A 12,453-nucleotide genomic window follows, 5' to 3' on the forward strand; every position below is an offset into this window, starting at 1 on the left:
TGTTCGGCGAGGCAAGTCTCTGATGCAATCCATCGCTCTGACGGGATTGTGAGTAGGGCCCAAGCACATTTGCATTGAAAAAACTGTGGCATCGCTTCACATCACGATTATGGAATTTGTTTTTGCATATCTCGCGGGGCTGCTCACGCTGATCAACCCTTGTGTCTTGCCAGTGTTGCCAATCGTTCTGGTCAGCGCGTTAAACGCAGACCGTCTTGGCCCCGTCGCTTTGGCGCTGGGGATGAGCGTGTCGTTTGTGACGTTTGGCGTGTTGGTCACCGCCTTTGGGGCGATAATCGGGCTGACGCAGGATCGGTTGGCACAAATCGGAGCGGTCCTGATGATCGTCTTTGGCGTGATCCTGATTGTGCCAATGTTTGCGCGCCGGTTTGAATTGGCAACGGCAGGGGTCGCATCAGGTGCTGACACACAAATGAACCGGTTGGACAATTCGGGCCTACGCGGCCAGTTTGTCGGCGGGCTGTTGCTCGGGGCGGTTTGGTCACCTTGCATCGGACCGACCCTTGGCGGGGCAATCGCGCTGGCGTCACAGGGTGACAATCTGGGCTACGTGACCCTGATCATGACGTGCTTTGCGTTGGGTGTGTCGACGTTGATCCTTGGCCTTGGCTTGGGCGCACGTGAAGCAATCAGAACCCGCGCACAAATGCTCCGCAGCTTGGCGGAAAAATCAAAACCCATCCTTGGGGTCACCTTTATCGCTGTGGGGCTGATGCTGTATTTTCAGTTCCATCACTACATTGAAGGATGGCTGCTGGATGTCATGCCAATCTGGCTACAGGACCTGTCGGTCGCAATCTAAACGCACGGAGACACCTATGAAACGTACCCCCTTTTCGCGGCGCATTTTCCTCGCTTCTTTTAGCGCAGTGGCCCTCGCGCCGATCAGCGCCTTTGCTGATGGCTTTGTTGAATACACACCGGGCGTCATCGACGCGGCACTGGCCGAGGGCAAAACCGTCTTTGTCGACTATTCCGCCACGTGGTGTGGCACCTGCAAACGCCAAGCACGGGTGATCAACGCATTGCGCGCGTCTGATCCAATGTACGACGGTGCCATGACGTTCGTGAAGGTGGATTGGGACACTTACAAAAGCAAAGATGTCACTGTGTTTCGCGGTATCCCGCGTCGTTCAACATTGATCGTTCTGCGCGGCGAAGACGAACTTGGGCGTGTCGTCGCCGGCACGTCCGAAAGCCAAATCAAAGGCTTGATGGATAAGGGACTGTAAAGGTTGAGGTCAGAAGGGCGATGGTGCCCAGAACAATCACGGCCCGTTCAACGCGAATAGATCTGCCAAGGTGACGGGCGGCATTTGGATCCCCCGTGCGCATGGCCGGAATGAACTGTGACTTGTTGAGCGCTGCGCGGCCCAGAAGGGCCGCGGCCAGCACGACCTTGAGGCTTACCGCCGCTAAAACAGCCACCCTCTATCGGATGGTGATGACTGATCACATGTGTCCATACGGTTTGAGGTCGAAAGACCTGTTGGAGCGGCGGCTTTCATGTGGAAGATCGTCACCTCACCAGCCGATAGCGGGTGATGCGTTCAAAAAGCCAAGCATGATGTGAAGACGCCGCCACAGACGTTTATTGGTGCAGTAGGCATTGTTGGCTGTTGCGGTTACTTGGGTGGCGCTCGGTTCCTTTTCACAGGACGGACAGTGGAATGGTTCATCTCGATATCGGTAGTGCTGTTGGGCTTGCAAAAGCTGCAAGACGTTGGGCGGTTCGCCACGATGTTTCTAAACTACGATCTGTTTGCGCAACGCTGGGTTCGCTACGGATATGTCTATCCATTGGTCGAAACGGGCGCGGGTCTGCGCATGACTGCGGGTGTTCTAACGTGGGTGTCGGCACCAGCCGCATTGTGCGTGGCAAGCATTGGTGCTGTCAGCGTGCTCAATGCGGTCTACATCGACAAACGCGAACTTAAATGCGCCTGCGTTAGTGGTGACAGCCAAGTGCCACTGGGGTTCGTTTCGTTTACTGAAAATCTGATGATGGTCGGTATGGCGATCTGGATGCTCTCGAAGCTGTGATACCAATCCGTTTGACCCTCCACCTACAGGAAGGCTTAGGGATATCCAAAAGACGTAAGGGTCAGTGCATCTAATGAAATCGATTATCGCAATTGCCGCTATTTTGGGTGCGGGTGGCGTGGGCTACGCAATGTGGACGGCAACATCACAAACCGCTGCGACTGACATAGCCATCGGCATGGAGGACGGTGTTCTCGCCAATGTGCTGTTGCCCGAAACACTGTCGCAGAACGCCCAGATCGGCAAGTTCGGCTTTGAAGCCAAATGCGCCGCTTGCCATGGTTTGAATGCAGCGGGCCAAGATGGCGTCGCACCACCGTTGGTCCACATCATCTATGAACCTAGCCATCACGGGGACAAAGCGTTCCAACGCGCTGCTGCTATGGGCGTTCGAGGACACCATTGGCCGTTTGGTGACATGCCCCCCGTTGATGGTATCAATCGGGCAGATGTCACAATGATCATCGCCTACATTCGAGAATTGCAACGTGCCAATGGGATCAACTAATCTCCAACCACAAAACAAGAGACTGGGAATAATGATGAAGAATATTCTACTCGCAGGAATGATCAGTATTTGGGCCACGGGTGCGATGGCACATTCCCCGTTGGATGGAACGACACCAGCAAACGAAGCCGTTGTGACAGAGATGCCGACCGAAATCTTGATGGACTTCAAAGGTGACATTCGTATGACACGGGTCGCGATCACCCATGCCGACACACACAGCATGGATATGGACCTTGGCGAACAAACAGCGTTCACGCAGGAGTTCGTATTGCCGATGCACGACCTGGGTGCGGGTGTGTACGTCGTTGAATGGCGTGGTCTTGGTTCAGATGGTCATGCCTTGAACGGCACCTTCAGCTTCACTGTTGAATAACGATGCCTGATGCATTCGGCCTAGCGGCCATCGTCACAAAATTTGCGCTTTATCTTGGCGTGATGACTGCGGCTGGCACGGTCATCGCCACGTTGATGTTTCGGCTGGATCGCACGCGTGGTTTGGCCGTGGCATTCGCCGTTTTGGGGTTGATGGCAACGATCCTCGCCTTTTCATTGCGCGGTGCCAATCTGACGGGCAATGTCAGCGGCATGATCGACCCCGAGATGCTGGGCCTGCTGTGGACAACACCTGTCGGCACTGCTTTGCTGTTACGTTTGGTGGGCCTTTGCTTGCTAATTACGGGTCTGTTCATGGGCCGCGTTGGGACTTGGGTCTCGGTGTTGGGTGGTGTCATTGCGATCTGGTCTTTCGATCACGTCGGACACGTTTCTGGCCGTGATGCCATGTTGCTCGACGTCGCTTTGACGTTGCATTTGCTGGCCGTTGCCCTGTGGATCGGGGTTCTCACACCTTTGAAACGCTTGGCATCATTGTCAGGCACCTATGCCTTGGCTGCGGATGTTGGGCATCGATTTGGGGTTGTAGCTTCGGTTACTGTTCCTGTGTTGGTCATCGTGGGTGGTTACATGGGCTATGAACTGGTCGGTTCGCTCGAGGCTCTTATTAGCACAGGATACGGGCAGGCCTTGAGCATCAAGGTGCTGCTGGTCGGTTTGCTTCTTGGCTTGGCCGCGGCGAACAAACTTCGCTTCATTCCCGCGTTGCGCGACGGTGATCCAGCTGCGGCCAACCATCTCTCCAAATCCATATCTGTCGAATGGCTGGTGATCTTTGCCGTGCTGGCAACAACTGCTGTTTTGACAACAAACCTTACTCTGCCAACATGAGGTACCACATGAACAGACGACACTTCTTGGCCACCGTTTCAGCCACGGCAATCCTACCTTTGCCCACGTTCGCAGCCCAAGATACGTTGCGGTTGAAGGCCGAAGCCGTGACGCAGCAAATCCTACCGTTGGGCGATGGTGCAACGTCCATGCTGGGCTTCAACGGGTCAATGCCAGGGCCAGAACTGCGGGTGCGTCGTGGTGAACAGGTAAACATCGAGGTCGAAAACGGTCTTGAGGAAGGCACGGCAGTGCATTGGCACGGCATCAGGTTGGAAAACCAGATGGATGGGGTGCCGATGTTGACCCAAGAGTTGATCGAACCTTCCGACACCAAAACCTACAGTTTCATCCCACCTGACGAAGGCACCTATTGGTATCATTCGCACTATATTTCTTACGAACAGGTCGCGCGGGGGATGATGGGGCCATTGATCGTCGAGGATGAAACACCCCCCGATGTGGATCACGACATCACCGTGCTGATGGCGGATTGGCAGATGCAGGAAGATGGCGTTCTGACGGAGGAGTTCTCCGATATGCACACCGTCGCCCACGGCGGCTACATGGGGAACTTCGCCCGTGCGTTCCTGTCCCAAGATCAGGTGAAGACTGGGGATCGGGTCAGATTTCGACTGATCAACGCTGCAACGAACCGCATTTTTCCTGTAGAGGTCAGCGGTGTCGCTGGGTCGGTCGTCGCCTTGGATGGCATGGCCCTGTCCGAGCCACGTTCGATGACAGAACTCACTCTCGCACCTGCGCAACGGGCGGACCTGATCGTAGACATCACTGGCCCCGTTGGATTTGATATGTTGACCCGTCAGGGACCATATCGATTGGCTGATCTGGCTGTGAGTGGCACCAATACGGATAGGCAAGCAGGAGCGATCATGGCGCTGTCACCGCCCAACCTGCCAACGCCTGCTGAACCTAGCCAACATCTGACGTTGACGATGATGGGCGGTGCAATGGGCGGGCGACATGATGGCGACAATATCTGGGCCTTCAACAACGTCTCGGACTTACAAACCGACCCGTTCGGATCATTCCAAAATGGCGAAACGGTGCGGATCACATTCGCAAACGATACATCGTTCCCGCACGGCATCCACCTGCATGGTCATCACTTTTACGAAGTTGATAAGAGCGGGGCCTTGGGCGACCTGCGTGACACAACTCTGGTGAACGCAGGCCAAAGCCATGACATCATCTGTGTATTCGACAACCCTGGTCGCTGGCTTTTGCATTGTCACATGCTCAGCCATGCTGTTGGCGGGATGCGCACTTGGGTGAACGTGGCATGAGGTGGTTGGTGCCATTTATGTTGTTTTTTGCGTCAACAGCCGCAGCTGATCACAATTGGGACCACCGCGACATTGCCGCAGGCCAAAGCCTGTATGCGGACACCTGTGCGTCATGCCACGGTGCCAACCTTGAGGGGCAACCGAACTGGCGATCCCCCGACGCTGATGGTGTGCTTCCAGCCCCGCCGCATGACGGAACTGGTCACACATGGCACCATGATGATGAACTGCTGTTCGAATACACCAAATTCGGTGGGGCCGCTGCTTTGGAGGTTAGGGGTGTCACTGGGTTCAACAGCGGGATGCCAGGCTTTGGCGAAACGCTCACTGACGATGAGATTTGGGATATCCTCGCCTACATCAGATCAACTTGGTCTGTGCGAGAACGCGAAGTCCAAGCCAGCAGGAACCCTCCGCACTGATGGCAAAAGCAGTCGAGAAGGCTGGACGCTATGACAGTACATATTTTCCACGACCAACGCGGACCATGTGCCTGTCGTCACACAGCGCCCGCAGTGCGCGATAGCAGGCTTCATGGGTTAGGTTGATGCGGGTCGCCAACTCGGTCACCGTTGAATCGAAGTATCCTGCCTGAACAGCGGCGAGGATGCGCGCCTTTACTGACGGGATCGCCAACATCTCGATAAGTGCGCGGTATTGCTGAACTTGAATGGCAAGCAGCCTTGTGAAGCCCTCGGCGAACACCGGGTTGGACTGCATCGTTGATCCAAGCGGTAACAGGGTAAGGTGCGTGGATGGTCGCTTACTATCGTGCAAAAGCAAATCGAAAGGCGCTTTCAAAATCTGCTCAGAAGCTTCGAGAATAGAACAAGAACGGAACGAGACTTGGGACCAACCCCAATTCGGTTAATTTTCTCAAAGCAAGAAAGCTCGTAAGTAACTGATTTATAATGGTGGGCGACCCTGGAATCGAACCAGGCGTGCGTCTCCGCGAGGGAGTTACAGTCCCCTGCCACACCTTGCGGCCTGTCGCCCACTGTCATGCGCATTGCGTCTGACGTGCTGGGTGATTACTAGCGAGCCAAAGGCCCGTCAAGGCAGAAATTGGCTTGAAATAGATGGCCGCGGAACAAAGGCGAAAAAGATGAAAAAACCAAAGTGGGTTGTCCAGAAAGAGCAGGGCCAAAAGGCAGATGAAAAAGCGACCGTTTGGTTGTTTGGTCTGCACGCTGTGCGTGACGCGTTGATGAACCCTGGACGGGTGAAGTTGCGCTTGATCGTGACGTTAAATGCGCAAAACAAGTTACAAGAGGCGATTGCTGAATCCGGCATCGAGCCAGAGCAGGTCGATCCGCGTAAATTTAATGCACCCCTTGATCCCGGGTCTGTGCACCAAGGGGCCGCACTCGAGGTCAAACCGCTCGATTGGGGGCGTCTGGCCGATGTGGCGATTGGCGACGAGGCACCCCGGCTGATTTTGCTGGATCGGGTGACCGACCCACACAATGTTGGCGCGATTCTGCGCTCTGCCGAAGTGTTGGGGGCCTCTGCGGTCATCGGCACTCGGCACCATTCCGCGCCAGAAACCGGTGCTTTGGCGAAAACCGCCAGTGGCGCGCTGGAACGCCAGCCGTATTTGCGGGTCCGCAATCTGGCCGATACGATGATCGAGCTGAAGAACATGGGTTATTTGGTGTTGGGTCTGGACGGTGAGGCCGAGCAAACGATCGAGGCTGCCGTTGAAGGCGTCATTGATCGCCCTGTCGCGCTGGTTCTGGGGGCCGAAGGGCCGGGACTGCGCGAAAAAACCAAAGAAACCTGCGACGCGCTGGTGCGTATTGACGCATCCGAAGGGTTTGGGTCGCTCAACGTCTCAAATGCTGCGGCTTTGGCCTTATATGCCTCTCAGGCGCGCAAAGGTGCCAAGACGGAATAGGGGGCGACGTTGGGGTATCCGAGCAAGATTGCGACATGCTGTTATTGCGGGGCCCGCGCGGCGCTGGTGATGAAAGAATCGGGGCGGCACGAATTGGCGTGCAGCCGCTGCGGGGCGCCATTGCACGAGCTAAAGATGCTGCCTGTGCGCAAGCCTGCCGTTGCAAAAGTTGAACGCGAATTGATCCGCCCGAGCGCGGTGCGATCAAACCGCCCAAAACCGTCGATCAAAAAAGCGAAGAAGAAAAAGCCGCGCAAGTCACCGCGTCCCTTCAAGTTTTTGAAAGATGCATTTGAGGATGCATTTGAATTTGTTGAAGATATTTTTGATTGAGGCGAAGAGGTTTTGACGAACCACATAGGCTTTGGCAGATTTCCGCCGATCTTTAATTTTTCGTTCACAGAATCGCGACAAGGTCTTTTTACGCGGCCAGATAGACTTATCTGTTAGTGTATGAGGTCACAGGTTTGGAACTCCTGCCTGACCTAACACTGTCCCTCGTTCCGCACTTATGCGCCCCTTGGCTTTTTGCTTTGGGGCGCTTTTTTATTGGGACGGGCTGGTTTATGGGTAGGTATGAAAGAATATTCCGACGCCTTTTTAAAAGACATTCTGACACGCACCAAAACGGTTGCGATCGTCGGCGTTTCCGCAAACCCGGTGCGGCCCAGTTATTTTGTGGCGCGCTATTTGGGGCTCAAAGGGTACAAGGTCATTCCGGTCAATCCGGGCCTCGCAGGGCAGGAATTGCTAGGCGAAACGGTGCGTGCAGATCTGGGCGAGATTGATGAACCCGTTGATATGGTTGATATTTTTCGCCGCTCGGAAGCTGTGCCAGAGATTGTTGATGCGGCGCTAGCCCAGTTTCCGGATCTCGGTACGATCTGGATGCAAATCGGGGTGGAGCACAGCGAGGCGGCGGCAAAAGCCGAGGCGCGCGGCGTGGATGTGGTGCAGAACCGTTGCCCGAAAATCGAATACCAACGGCTGTTTTCAGAACTGCGCATGGGCGGGTTCAACACAGGGATCATCAGCTCAAAGCTGTGATCGACAGCGGGCGTGACCCAATGGACGCAGCTGTGCTGCGACACGATGTTTTATTGGGGCAGGCGGTTAGCGGTTCGCTTTTTCGGCGAGGCCGGATTGCGTTTGGCGCCGCGCCAGTTCAGCAACGACATCGTCCAGATGCACATCGCGCGCCGTCAGCATGACCATCAAGTGATACATGACGTCGGCGGCCTCGGACGTGAGTGCCGCTTTGTCGCCTTTGACGGCTTCGATGATGGCCTCTATCGCTTCTTCCCCAAATTTTTCGGCGCATTTTTCAGGGCCTTTGGCCAGCAATTGCGCGGTCCAGCTAGAGGACGGGTCCGCCGATTTACGCGCCTCAATCGTGTTGAAAAGGTCGTTCAGGGTCATGTGAGCCTCATCGCGATGCCAGCGTTTGCCATGTGCTGTTTCGCTTCTTGGATGGTGTAGTCGCCAAAATGGAAAATCGAGGCGGCGAGCACGGCAGACGCCCCGCCTTTGGTGACCCCGTCGACCAGATGATCGAGGTTGCCAACACCACCCGAGGCGATCACGGGCACATTCACGGCGTCAGAAATGGCGCGGGTCAGGGGCAGGTTGAACCCTTGTTTGGTGCCGTCACGGTCCATGGACGTTAGCAAAATTTCACCAGCCCCTTTGGCAGCGGCAGTCATGGCGAATTCAACCGCGTCGATGCCTGTCGGTTCGCGGCCGCCGTGGGTGAAAATCTCCCAACGGCCGGGTTCAACCGTCTTGGCGTCGATGGCGCAGACGATGCATTGGCTGCCAAAGTGGTCCGCGGCGTCGGCCAAAACGTCCGGGTTGGCGACTGCGGCGGAATTAAAACTGACCTTGTCGGCCCCAGCCAGCAGCAAATCACGCACGTCAGCGCTGCTGCGCACGCCGCCACCTACCGTCAGCGGAATGTAACATTGTTCAGCCGTGCGGCGGACCACGTCGAACATGGTGCCGCGGTTTTCGACTGTGGCGTGGATGTCGAGAAAGCAGAGTTCGTCCGCACCAGCGGCGTCATAGGCGCGGGCAGATTCCACTGGGTCGCCGGCATCGCGCAGGCCGACAAAGTTCACGCCTTTGACCACGCGCCCGTCAGCGACGTCGAGGCAGGGGATGATACGGGTTTTGAGCATCAGAAACGAGATTCTCCGTATGCGCCCCAAATTTTTGAGGCGATCATGAGGTTCATATTTACGGCGTCTTGCAAGTCAAAGCCAGTCAAGGTTGCCAATTCAAACTGGCCCAAGCCATAAATTGTCGCATGGATCAGATCGTATACAGATCGCCATTCGATTTCTGTCAGGGATATGTTCAGCTGTGCGTCGGTTTCGAAATGGGGTTTGAGCGATTGGATGTTTAAAGTTGGATGCCCAAATGCGCGTTGAATAACGTCTGTACTGCCCCCTGACGATATCTCCGCAAAGCAAGATCGAACGAATCTTTGTTGCTCGATTGTTAAAGACAATGCGTAAAGGGGAGCGTTCATTTTTAGTTTTTGAGCTTGGTAAGTGCTGTATTCAAATCAATCGCCCCATCATAGAGCGCCCGCCCCGAAATCGCGCCCGAAATCACGCCTGTCGCCTTAAGCGCTGTCAGGTCGGCCATCGACGACACGCCGCCGGATGCGATCACAGGGATAGATACGGCGCGGGCCAAGGCTTCGGTTGCCTCGATATTTGGGCCTCCCATTGCGCCGTCGCGCAGGATGTCGGTGTAGATGATCGCAGCGACGCCTGCGTCCTCAAACGATTTGGCGAGGTCCGTGACCATCACATCGGTTTCCTCGGCCCAACCTTTGGTCGCGACACGTCCGTTGCGGGCATCAATGCCGACGGCGACTTGGCCCGGGAATTTGCGCGCAGCTTCGCGCACCAGATCGGGGTTTTCGACGGCGATTGTGCCAAGAATCACGCGGGCGAGCCCTTTGTCGAGCCATGCCTCGATTGTGGCGATGTCGCGGATACCGCCGCCCAATTGCGCAGGCACTTTGCACGATTTCAGGATCGCCTCGACAGGGGCCGCGTTCACGGGCGCGCCGGCAAACGCACCGTTCAGATCAACCAGATGCAGCCATTCGCAACCCGCCTCGACAAAGGCGCGCGCTTGGGCCGCCGGATCATCGTTAAAGACGGTGGATTGGTCCATGTCGCCGTGAACAAGACGCACAGCTTGGCCGTCTTTGAGGTCAATTGCCGGGTAGAGGATCATGAGGTTTGCCCTTTGTCGCAGTGTTTAAGGCCTTATGCGGGGGCGCGGCGGGATTTGCAACGCGACCCAAGGTCAGCCTTGCCAGAAACGGTTGCGTGCCACATGCTGCGCGAAAATAAGGGAGGAAAACACATGAAAACATGGATAACAGCCGCGGCTTTGGGTCTGGCAATGGCGGGGGCTGCGATGGCTGATCCCGTATTGGGCACGTGGAAAACTCAAGTTGATGATGGCAATTACGCACACGTCAAAATGCAAAAATGCGGCGAGAATGTTTGTGGCACAATTGCCAAAGCGTTTGACGCAAACGGTCCGATTACAACCGCAAACTTAGGCAAAAATCTGGTTTGGGCGATGGTGCCAGCCGGCGACGGCTACTACAAGTCCGGCAAAATCTGGCAGCCTTCAACAGACAAGATTTACAAATCCAAGATGTCTTTGTCGGGAAATACTCTTAAGGTATCCGGCTGTGTTGGTCCGATCTGCAAAAAGCAGACATGGACGCGCGTTAACTGATCCGAGATTTTAACTTAGGGTGCGGTTTGGCTGCGCCCTAAGTATTCGCATTTCATCTGCGAGCCCCGACTAGGGGGCCCATTTCAGAAAATTCCCAATCATCCGCAGCCCTGTGCCCTGACTTTTTTCAGGGTGAAATTGCATGCCAACCATCGTGTCGCGTCCGATCACGGCGGTGACGTCGTGGCCGTATTCCACGTGGGCCAAACGTTCTGCGGGATCGCTGACTTTGAAGTGATACGAATGCACAAAATACGTGTGATCGCCCGATACAATGCCGTCCAGCACCGCGTGTGGATAATTGATAACCAAATCGTTCCACCCCATGTGCGGCACCTTGAGGCGCGCGTCGGTGGGGGCAATCGGAACAACTTCGCCTTGGACCCAATCAAGGCCCGCAGTGTCGCGGTATTCGCGCCCGATGCTGGCCATTAGTTGCATGCCGACGCAGATGCCCAAAAACGGGCGACCTTTGGTTTCAACGGCCTCGACCATCGCATCGTACAGCCCGCCTGTGCCGGTCAGTGCGGCGTGACAGGCCGGAAATGCGCCGTCGCCGGGCAGCACAATGCGGTCTGCGCGCGCCACAACGTCAGCGTCTGCCGTGACGACAACGTCGCCTGCGTCGACTTCGCGTGCCATGCGTTCGAACGCTTTGTGCGCCGAGTGCAGATTGCCGCTTTCGTAATCAACAATGGCTGTCAGCATCGCGGTTACAACGCCCCTTTGGTCGACGGGATATCGCCGGATTTGCGCGGGTCTACCTCGACCGCATCGCGCAGCGCGCGGGCGACAGATTTAAACGCGGCCTCGGCGATATGGTGGCTGTTGATCCCGTGCAGCATGTCGACGTGCAGGGTGATGCCGCCGTGCGTGGCAAGGGCCGTAAAGAATTCGCGCACCAGTTCCGTGTCGAACGTGCCGATTTTCTGCGTCGGCAGATCGACGTTCCAGATCAGGTAGGGGCGGGCGGACAGATCAAGGGCGCAACGCACTTGCGCATCATCCATCGGCAACAGGCAACTGCCGTAGCGCACGATGCCGCGTTTGTCGCCCAAGGCTGCCGTCAGCGCCTGACCCAGCGCAATGCCGGTGTCCTCGACCGTGTGGTGATCGTCGATGTGCAAATCACCTTTGGCGCGGATCGTCATGTCGATCAACGAGTGGCGCGCCAACTGGTCCAGCATGTGATCAAAGAACCCGATGCCGGTTTGGTTGTCATAAATCCCCGTGCCGTCCAGATTGACGGTTACCGAAATCTCGGTTTCGGCAGTAGATCGTGTGATGGTGCTGGTGCGCATGGATGGCCTCCGGATCAGTGTTCGTCTGCTTATAGGCGCGAAGGGCAGGCGGGCCAAGACCCGCACACGGCCCAACTAAAGATTGCGCCCGATGTGGTTCCTATGCCAGCAAGGACGCATCTTATTCTCGGAGCATCCCCCATGAGCACCTGCGTTTTTATCCAGATCCGTTGCACCCCCGGTAAAACCTACGCGGTTGCCGAAGAAATCGCGCTGCAAGAGATCCACTCGGAACTGTATTCGACGAGCGGCGATTTTGATCTTCTGATGAAGATGTACATTCCTGCCGATCAGGACGTGGGCAAATACATCAACGATCATCTGCTGGTGATCAAAGGGATCGAACGGTCACTGACGACAATGACGTACAAGGTGTTTTGA

The 12,453-nt window shown here is 56.0% G+C and carries 19 protein-coding genes, 1 tRNA gene and 1 pseudogene; 13 read left to right on the forward strand and 8 right to left on the reverse strand.

The genetic code is table 11. The features are described 5' to 3' along the window. Positions 1–109 precede the first annotated feature (109 nt). From ACFIO0_RS04930 to ACFIO0_RS04965, 8 genes and pseudogenes are all read left to right on the forward strand, one after another. Positions 110–823, forward strand: a complete 714-nt coding sequence (locus ACFIO0_RS04930; RefSeq protein ID WP_390914152.1) for a cytochrome c biogenesis protein CcdA — start codon at positions 110–112, stop codon at positions 821–823. Between the two features lie 16 nt (positions 824–839). Further along, positions 840–1,253, forward strand: a complete 414-nt coding sequence (locus ACFIO0_RS04935; RefSeq protein ID WP_390914154.1) for a thioredoxin domain-containing protein — start codon at positions 840–842, stop codon at positions 1,251–1,253. Between the two features lie 206 nt (positions 1,254–1,459). Further along, positions 1,460–2,064 (forward strand): annotated as a pseudogene (locus tag ACFIO0_RS04940) (MauE/DoxX family redox-associated membrane protein). Positions 2,065–2,137: 73 nt separating this feature from the next. Further along, a complete protein-coding gene (locus ACFIO0_RS04945; RefSeq protein WP_390914156.1) occupies positions 2,138–2,572 on the forward strand; it encodes a c-type cytochrome in 435 nt (144 codons plus the stop codon). A 58-nt stretch (positions 2,573–2,630) separates the two neighbouring features. Then, on the forward strand, positions 2,631–2,948 hold the full coding sequence (locus ACFIO0_RS04950) for a copper resistance protein CopC (protein ID WP_390914158.1): 318 nt from the start codon (positions 2,631–2,633) through the stop codon (positions 2,946–2,948). A 2-nt stretch (positions 2,949–2,950) separates the two neighbouring features. Then, positions 2,951–3,799 (forward strand): CopD family protein, encoded by an 849-nt coding sequence (locus ACFIO0_RS04955; RefSeq protein WP_390914160.1) that lies wholly within the window; start codon positions 2,951–2,953, stop codon positions 3,797–3,799. An 8-nt stretch (positions 3,800–3,807) separates the two neighbouring features. After that, entirely contained in the window at positions 3,808–5,106 is a 1,299-nt protein-coding gene (locus ACFIO0_RS04960; RefSeq protein WP_390914162.1) for a multicopper oxidase domain-containing protein, read from the forward strand. 17 nt (positions 5,107–5,123) lie between these two features. Next, positions 5,124–5,528, forward strand: coding sequence for a c-type cytochrome (locus tag ACFIO0_RS04965; protein WP_390914164.1), 405 nt, complete (start codon positions 5,124–5,126; stop codon positions 5,526–5,528). A gap of 28 nt (positions 5,529–5,556) precedes the next feature. Here the strand turns inward: ACFIO0_RS04965 and ACFIO0_RS04970 are convergent, their stop codons facing one another. After that, positions 5,557–5,826 (reverse strand): hypothetical protein, encoded by a 270-nt coding sequence (locus tag ACFIO0_RS04970; RefSeq protein WP_390914166.1) that lies wholly within the window; start codon positions 5,824–5,826, stop codon positions 5,557–5,559. Positions 5,827–6,018: 192 nt separating this feature from the next. Beyond that, positions 6,019–6,102: transfer RNA gene (locus ACFIO0_RS04975), tRNA-Tyr, on the reverse strand. 109 nt (positions 6,103–6,211) lie between these two features. Here ACFIO0_RS04975 and rlmB point away from each other — a divergent pair. The 3 genes from rlmB (at position 6,212) to ACFIO0_RS04990 (ending at position 8,050) form a co-directional block, all read left to right on the forward strand. Further along, positions 6,212–7,003, forward strand: coding sequence for a 23S rRNA (guanosine(2251)-2'-O)-methyltransferase RlmB (rlmB, locus tag ACFIO0_RS04980; RefSeq protein ID WP_390914168.1), 792 nt, complete (start codon positions 6,212–6,214; stop codon positions 7,001–7,003). Positions 7,004–7,072: 69 nt separating this feature from the next. Continuing rightward, positions 7,073–7,336 (forward strand): hypothetical protein, encoded by a 264-nt coding sequence (locus ACFIO0_RS04985; RefSeq protein ID WP_390914170.1) that lies wholly within the window; start codon positions 7,073–7,075, stop codon positions 7,334–7,336. Positions 7,337–7,579: 243 nt separating this feature from the next. Next, positions 7,580–8,050 carry a CoA-binding protein gene (locus tag ACFIO0_RS04990; RefSeq protein WP_390914172.1) on the forward strand — a complete coding sequence of 157 codons (471 nt, stop codon included), beginning with the start codon at positions 7,580–7,582 and terminating at the stop codon, positions 8,048–8,050. 66 nt (positions 8,051–8,116) lie between these two features. On the opposite strand, the gene ACFIO0_RS04995 is transcribed toward ACFIO0_RS04990, so the two are convergent. From ACFIO0_RS04995 to hisA, 4 genes are read right to left on the reverse strand one after another with little or no spacing between them, the layout of a single operon-like run. Further along, the gene (locus tag ACFIO0_RS04995; protein WP_390914174.1) at positions 8,117–8,422 is read right to left on the reverse strand and encodes a phosphoribosyl-ATP diphosphatase; all 306 of its coding nucleotides are present in this window, start codon (positions 8,420–8,422) and stop codon (positions 8,117–8,119) included. Beyond that, positions 8,419–9,180 carry an imidazole glycerol phosphate synthase subunit HisF gene (gene hisF, locus ACFIO0_RS05000; RefSeq protein WP_390914176.1) on the reverse strand — a complete coding sequence of 254 codons (762 nt, stop codon included), beginning with the start codon at positions 9,178–9,180 and terminating at the stop codon, positions 8,419–8,421. The genes ACFIO0_RS04995 and hisF overlap by 4 nt, the downstream gene beginning before the upstream one ends. Beyond that, positions 9,180–9,533, reverse strand: a complete 354-nt coding sequence (locus ACFIO0_RS05005; RefSeq protein ID WP_390914178.1) for a hypothetical protein — start codon at positions 9,531–9,533, stop codon at positions 9,180–9,182. The genes hisF and ACFIO0_RS05005 overlap by 1 nt, the downstream gene beginning before the upstream one ends. A 2-nt stretch (positions 9,534–9,535) precedes the next feature. After that, positions 9,536–10,255 (reverse strand): 1-(5-phosphoribosyl)-5-[(5-phosphoribosylamino)methylideneamino]imidazole-4-carboxamide isomerase, encoded by a 720-nt coding sequence (hisA, locus tag ACFIO0_RS05010; protein ID WP_390914179.1) that lies wholly within the window; start codon positions 10,253–10,255, stop codon positions 9,536–9,538. A gap of 132 nt (positions 10,256–10,387) precedes the next feature. Here hisA and ACFIO0_RS05015 point away from each other — a divergent pair, with 132 nt between their 5' ends. Beyond that, positions 10,388–10,771, forward strand: a complete 384-nt coding sequence (locus ACFIO0_RS05015; protein ID WP_390914181.1) for a DUF2147 domain-containing protein — start codon at positions 10,388–10,390, stop codon at positions 10,769–10,771. A gap of 69 nt (positions 10,772–10,840) precedes the next feature. Here ACFIO0_RS05015 and hisH read toward each other — a convergent pair whose 3' ends face one another. Both hisH and hisB read right to left on the reverse strand, forming a co-directional pair. Beyond that, positions 10,841–11,479 (reverse strand): imidazole glycerol phosphate synthase subunit HisH, encoded by a 639-nt coding sequence (gene hisH, locus ACFIO0_RS05020; RefSeq protein WP_390914182.1) that lies wholly within the window; start codon positions 11,477–11,479, stop codon positions 10,841–10,843. A gap of 5 nt (positions 11,480–11,484) precedes the next feature. Then, the gene (gene hisB / locus ACFIO0_RS05025; RefSeq protein WP_390914184.1) at positions 11,485–12,072 is read right to left on the reverse strand and encodes an imidazoleglycerol-phosphate dehydratase HisB; all 588 of its coding nucleotides are present in this window, start codon (positions 12,070–12,072) and stop codon (positions 11,485–11,487) included. A 141-nt stretch (positions 12,073–12,213) separates the two neighbouring features. Between hisB and ACFIO0_RS05030 the strand changes: the two genes are divergently transcribed. Continuing rightward, complete coding sequence (locus ACFIO0_RS05030; RefSeq protein WP_390914185.1) at positions 12,214–12,453, forward strand: Lrp/AsnC ligand binding domain-containing protein; 240 nt, start codon at positions 12,214–12,216, stop codon at positions 12,451–12,453.

It is taken from the genome of Pseudosulfitobacter sp. SM2401 (assembly GCF_042932805.1).
Classification (GTDB): Bacteria; Pseudomonadota; Alphaproteobacteria; order Rhodobacterales; family Rhodobacteraceae; genus Ascidiaceihabitans.

Bases quoted from the DNA above. Each gene is read 5' to 3' on its own strand.
- ACFIO0_RS04950 (WP_390914158.1), top strand. From the start codon at position 2,631: ATGATCAGTATTTGGGCCACGGGTGCGATGGCACATTCCCCGTTGGAT.
- hisH (WP_390914182.1), bottom strand. From the start codon at position 11,479: ATGCTGACAGCCATTGTTGATTACGAAAGCGGCAATCTGCACTCGGCG.
- ACFIO0_RS04995 (WP_390914174.1), bottom strand. From the start codon at position 8,422: ATGACCCTGAACGACCTTTTCAACACGATTGAGGCGCGTAAATCGGCG.
- ACFIO0_RS05030 (WP_390914185.1), top strand. From the start codon at position 12,214: ATGAGCACCTGCGTTTTTATCCAGATCCGTTGCACCCCCGGTAAAACC.
- ACFIO0_RS04960 (WP_390914162.1), top strand. From the start codon at position 3,808: ATGAACAGACGACACTTCTTGGCCACCGTTTCAGCCACGGCAATCCTA.
- rlmB (WP_390914168.1), top strand. From the start codon at position 6,212: ATGAAAAAACCAAAGTGGGTTGTCCAGAAAGAGCAGGGCCAAAAGGCA.
- hisB (WP_390914184.1), bottom strand. From the start codon at position 12,072: ATGCGCACCAGCACCATCACACGATCTACTGCCGAAACCGAGATTTCG.
- ACFIO0_RS04965 (WP_390914164.1), top strand. From the start codon at position 5,124: ATGTTGTTTTTTGCGTCAACAGCCGCAGCTGATCACAATTGGGACCAC.
- ACFIO0_RS05005 (WP_390914178.1), bottom strand. From the start codon at position 9,533: ATGAACGCTCCCCTTTACGCATTGTCTTTAACAATCGAGCAACAAAGA.
- ACFIO0_RS04930 (WP_390914152.1), top strand. From the start codon at position 110: ATGGAATTTGTTTTTGCATATCTCGCGGGGCTGCTCACGCTGATCAAC.
- ACFIO0_RS04945 (WP_390914156.1), top strand. From the start codon at position 2,138: ATGAAATCGATTATCGCAATTGCCGCTATTTTGGGTGCGGGTGGCGTG.
- ACFIO0_RS04935 (WP_390914154.1), top strand. From the start codon at position 840: ATGAAACGTACCCCCTTTTCGCGGCGCATTTTCCTCGCTTCTTTTAGC.
- hisF (WP_390914176.1), bottom strand. From the start codon at position 9,180: ATGCTCAAAACCCGTATCATCCCCTGCCTCGACGTCGCTGACGGGCGC.
- hisA (WP_390914179.1), bottom strand. From the start codon at position 10,255: ATGATCCTCTACCCGGCAATTGACCTCAAAGACGGCCAAGCTGTGCGT.
- ACFIO0_RS05015 (WP_390914181.1), top strand. From the start codon at position 10,388: ATGAAAACATGGATAACAGCCGCGGCTTTGGGTCTGGCAATGGCGGGG.
- ACFIO0_RS04985 (WP_390914170.1), top strand. From the start codon at position 7,073: ATGAAAGAATCGGGGCGGCACGAATTGGCGTGCAGCCGCTGCGGGGCG.
- ACFIO0_RS04955 (WP_390914160.1), top strand. From the start codon at position 2,951: ATGCCTGATGCATTCGGCCTAGCGGCCATCGTCACAAAATTTGCGCTT.
- ACFIO0_RS04990 (WP_390914172.1), top strand. From the start codon at position 7,580: ATGAAAGAATATTCCGACGCCTTTTTAAAAGACATTCTGACACGCACC.
- ACFIO0_RS04970 (WP_390914166.1), bottom strand. From the start codon at position 5,826: ATGCAGTCCAACCCGGTGTTCGCCGAGGGCTTCACAAGGCTGCTTGCC.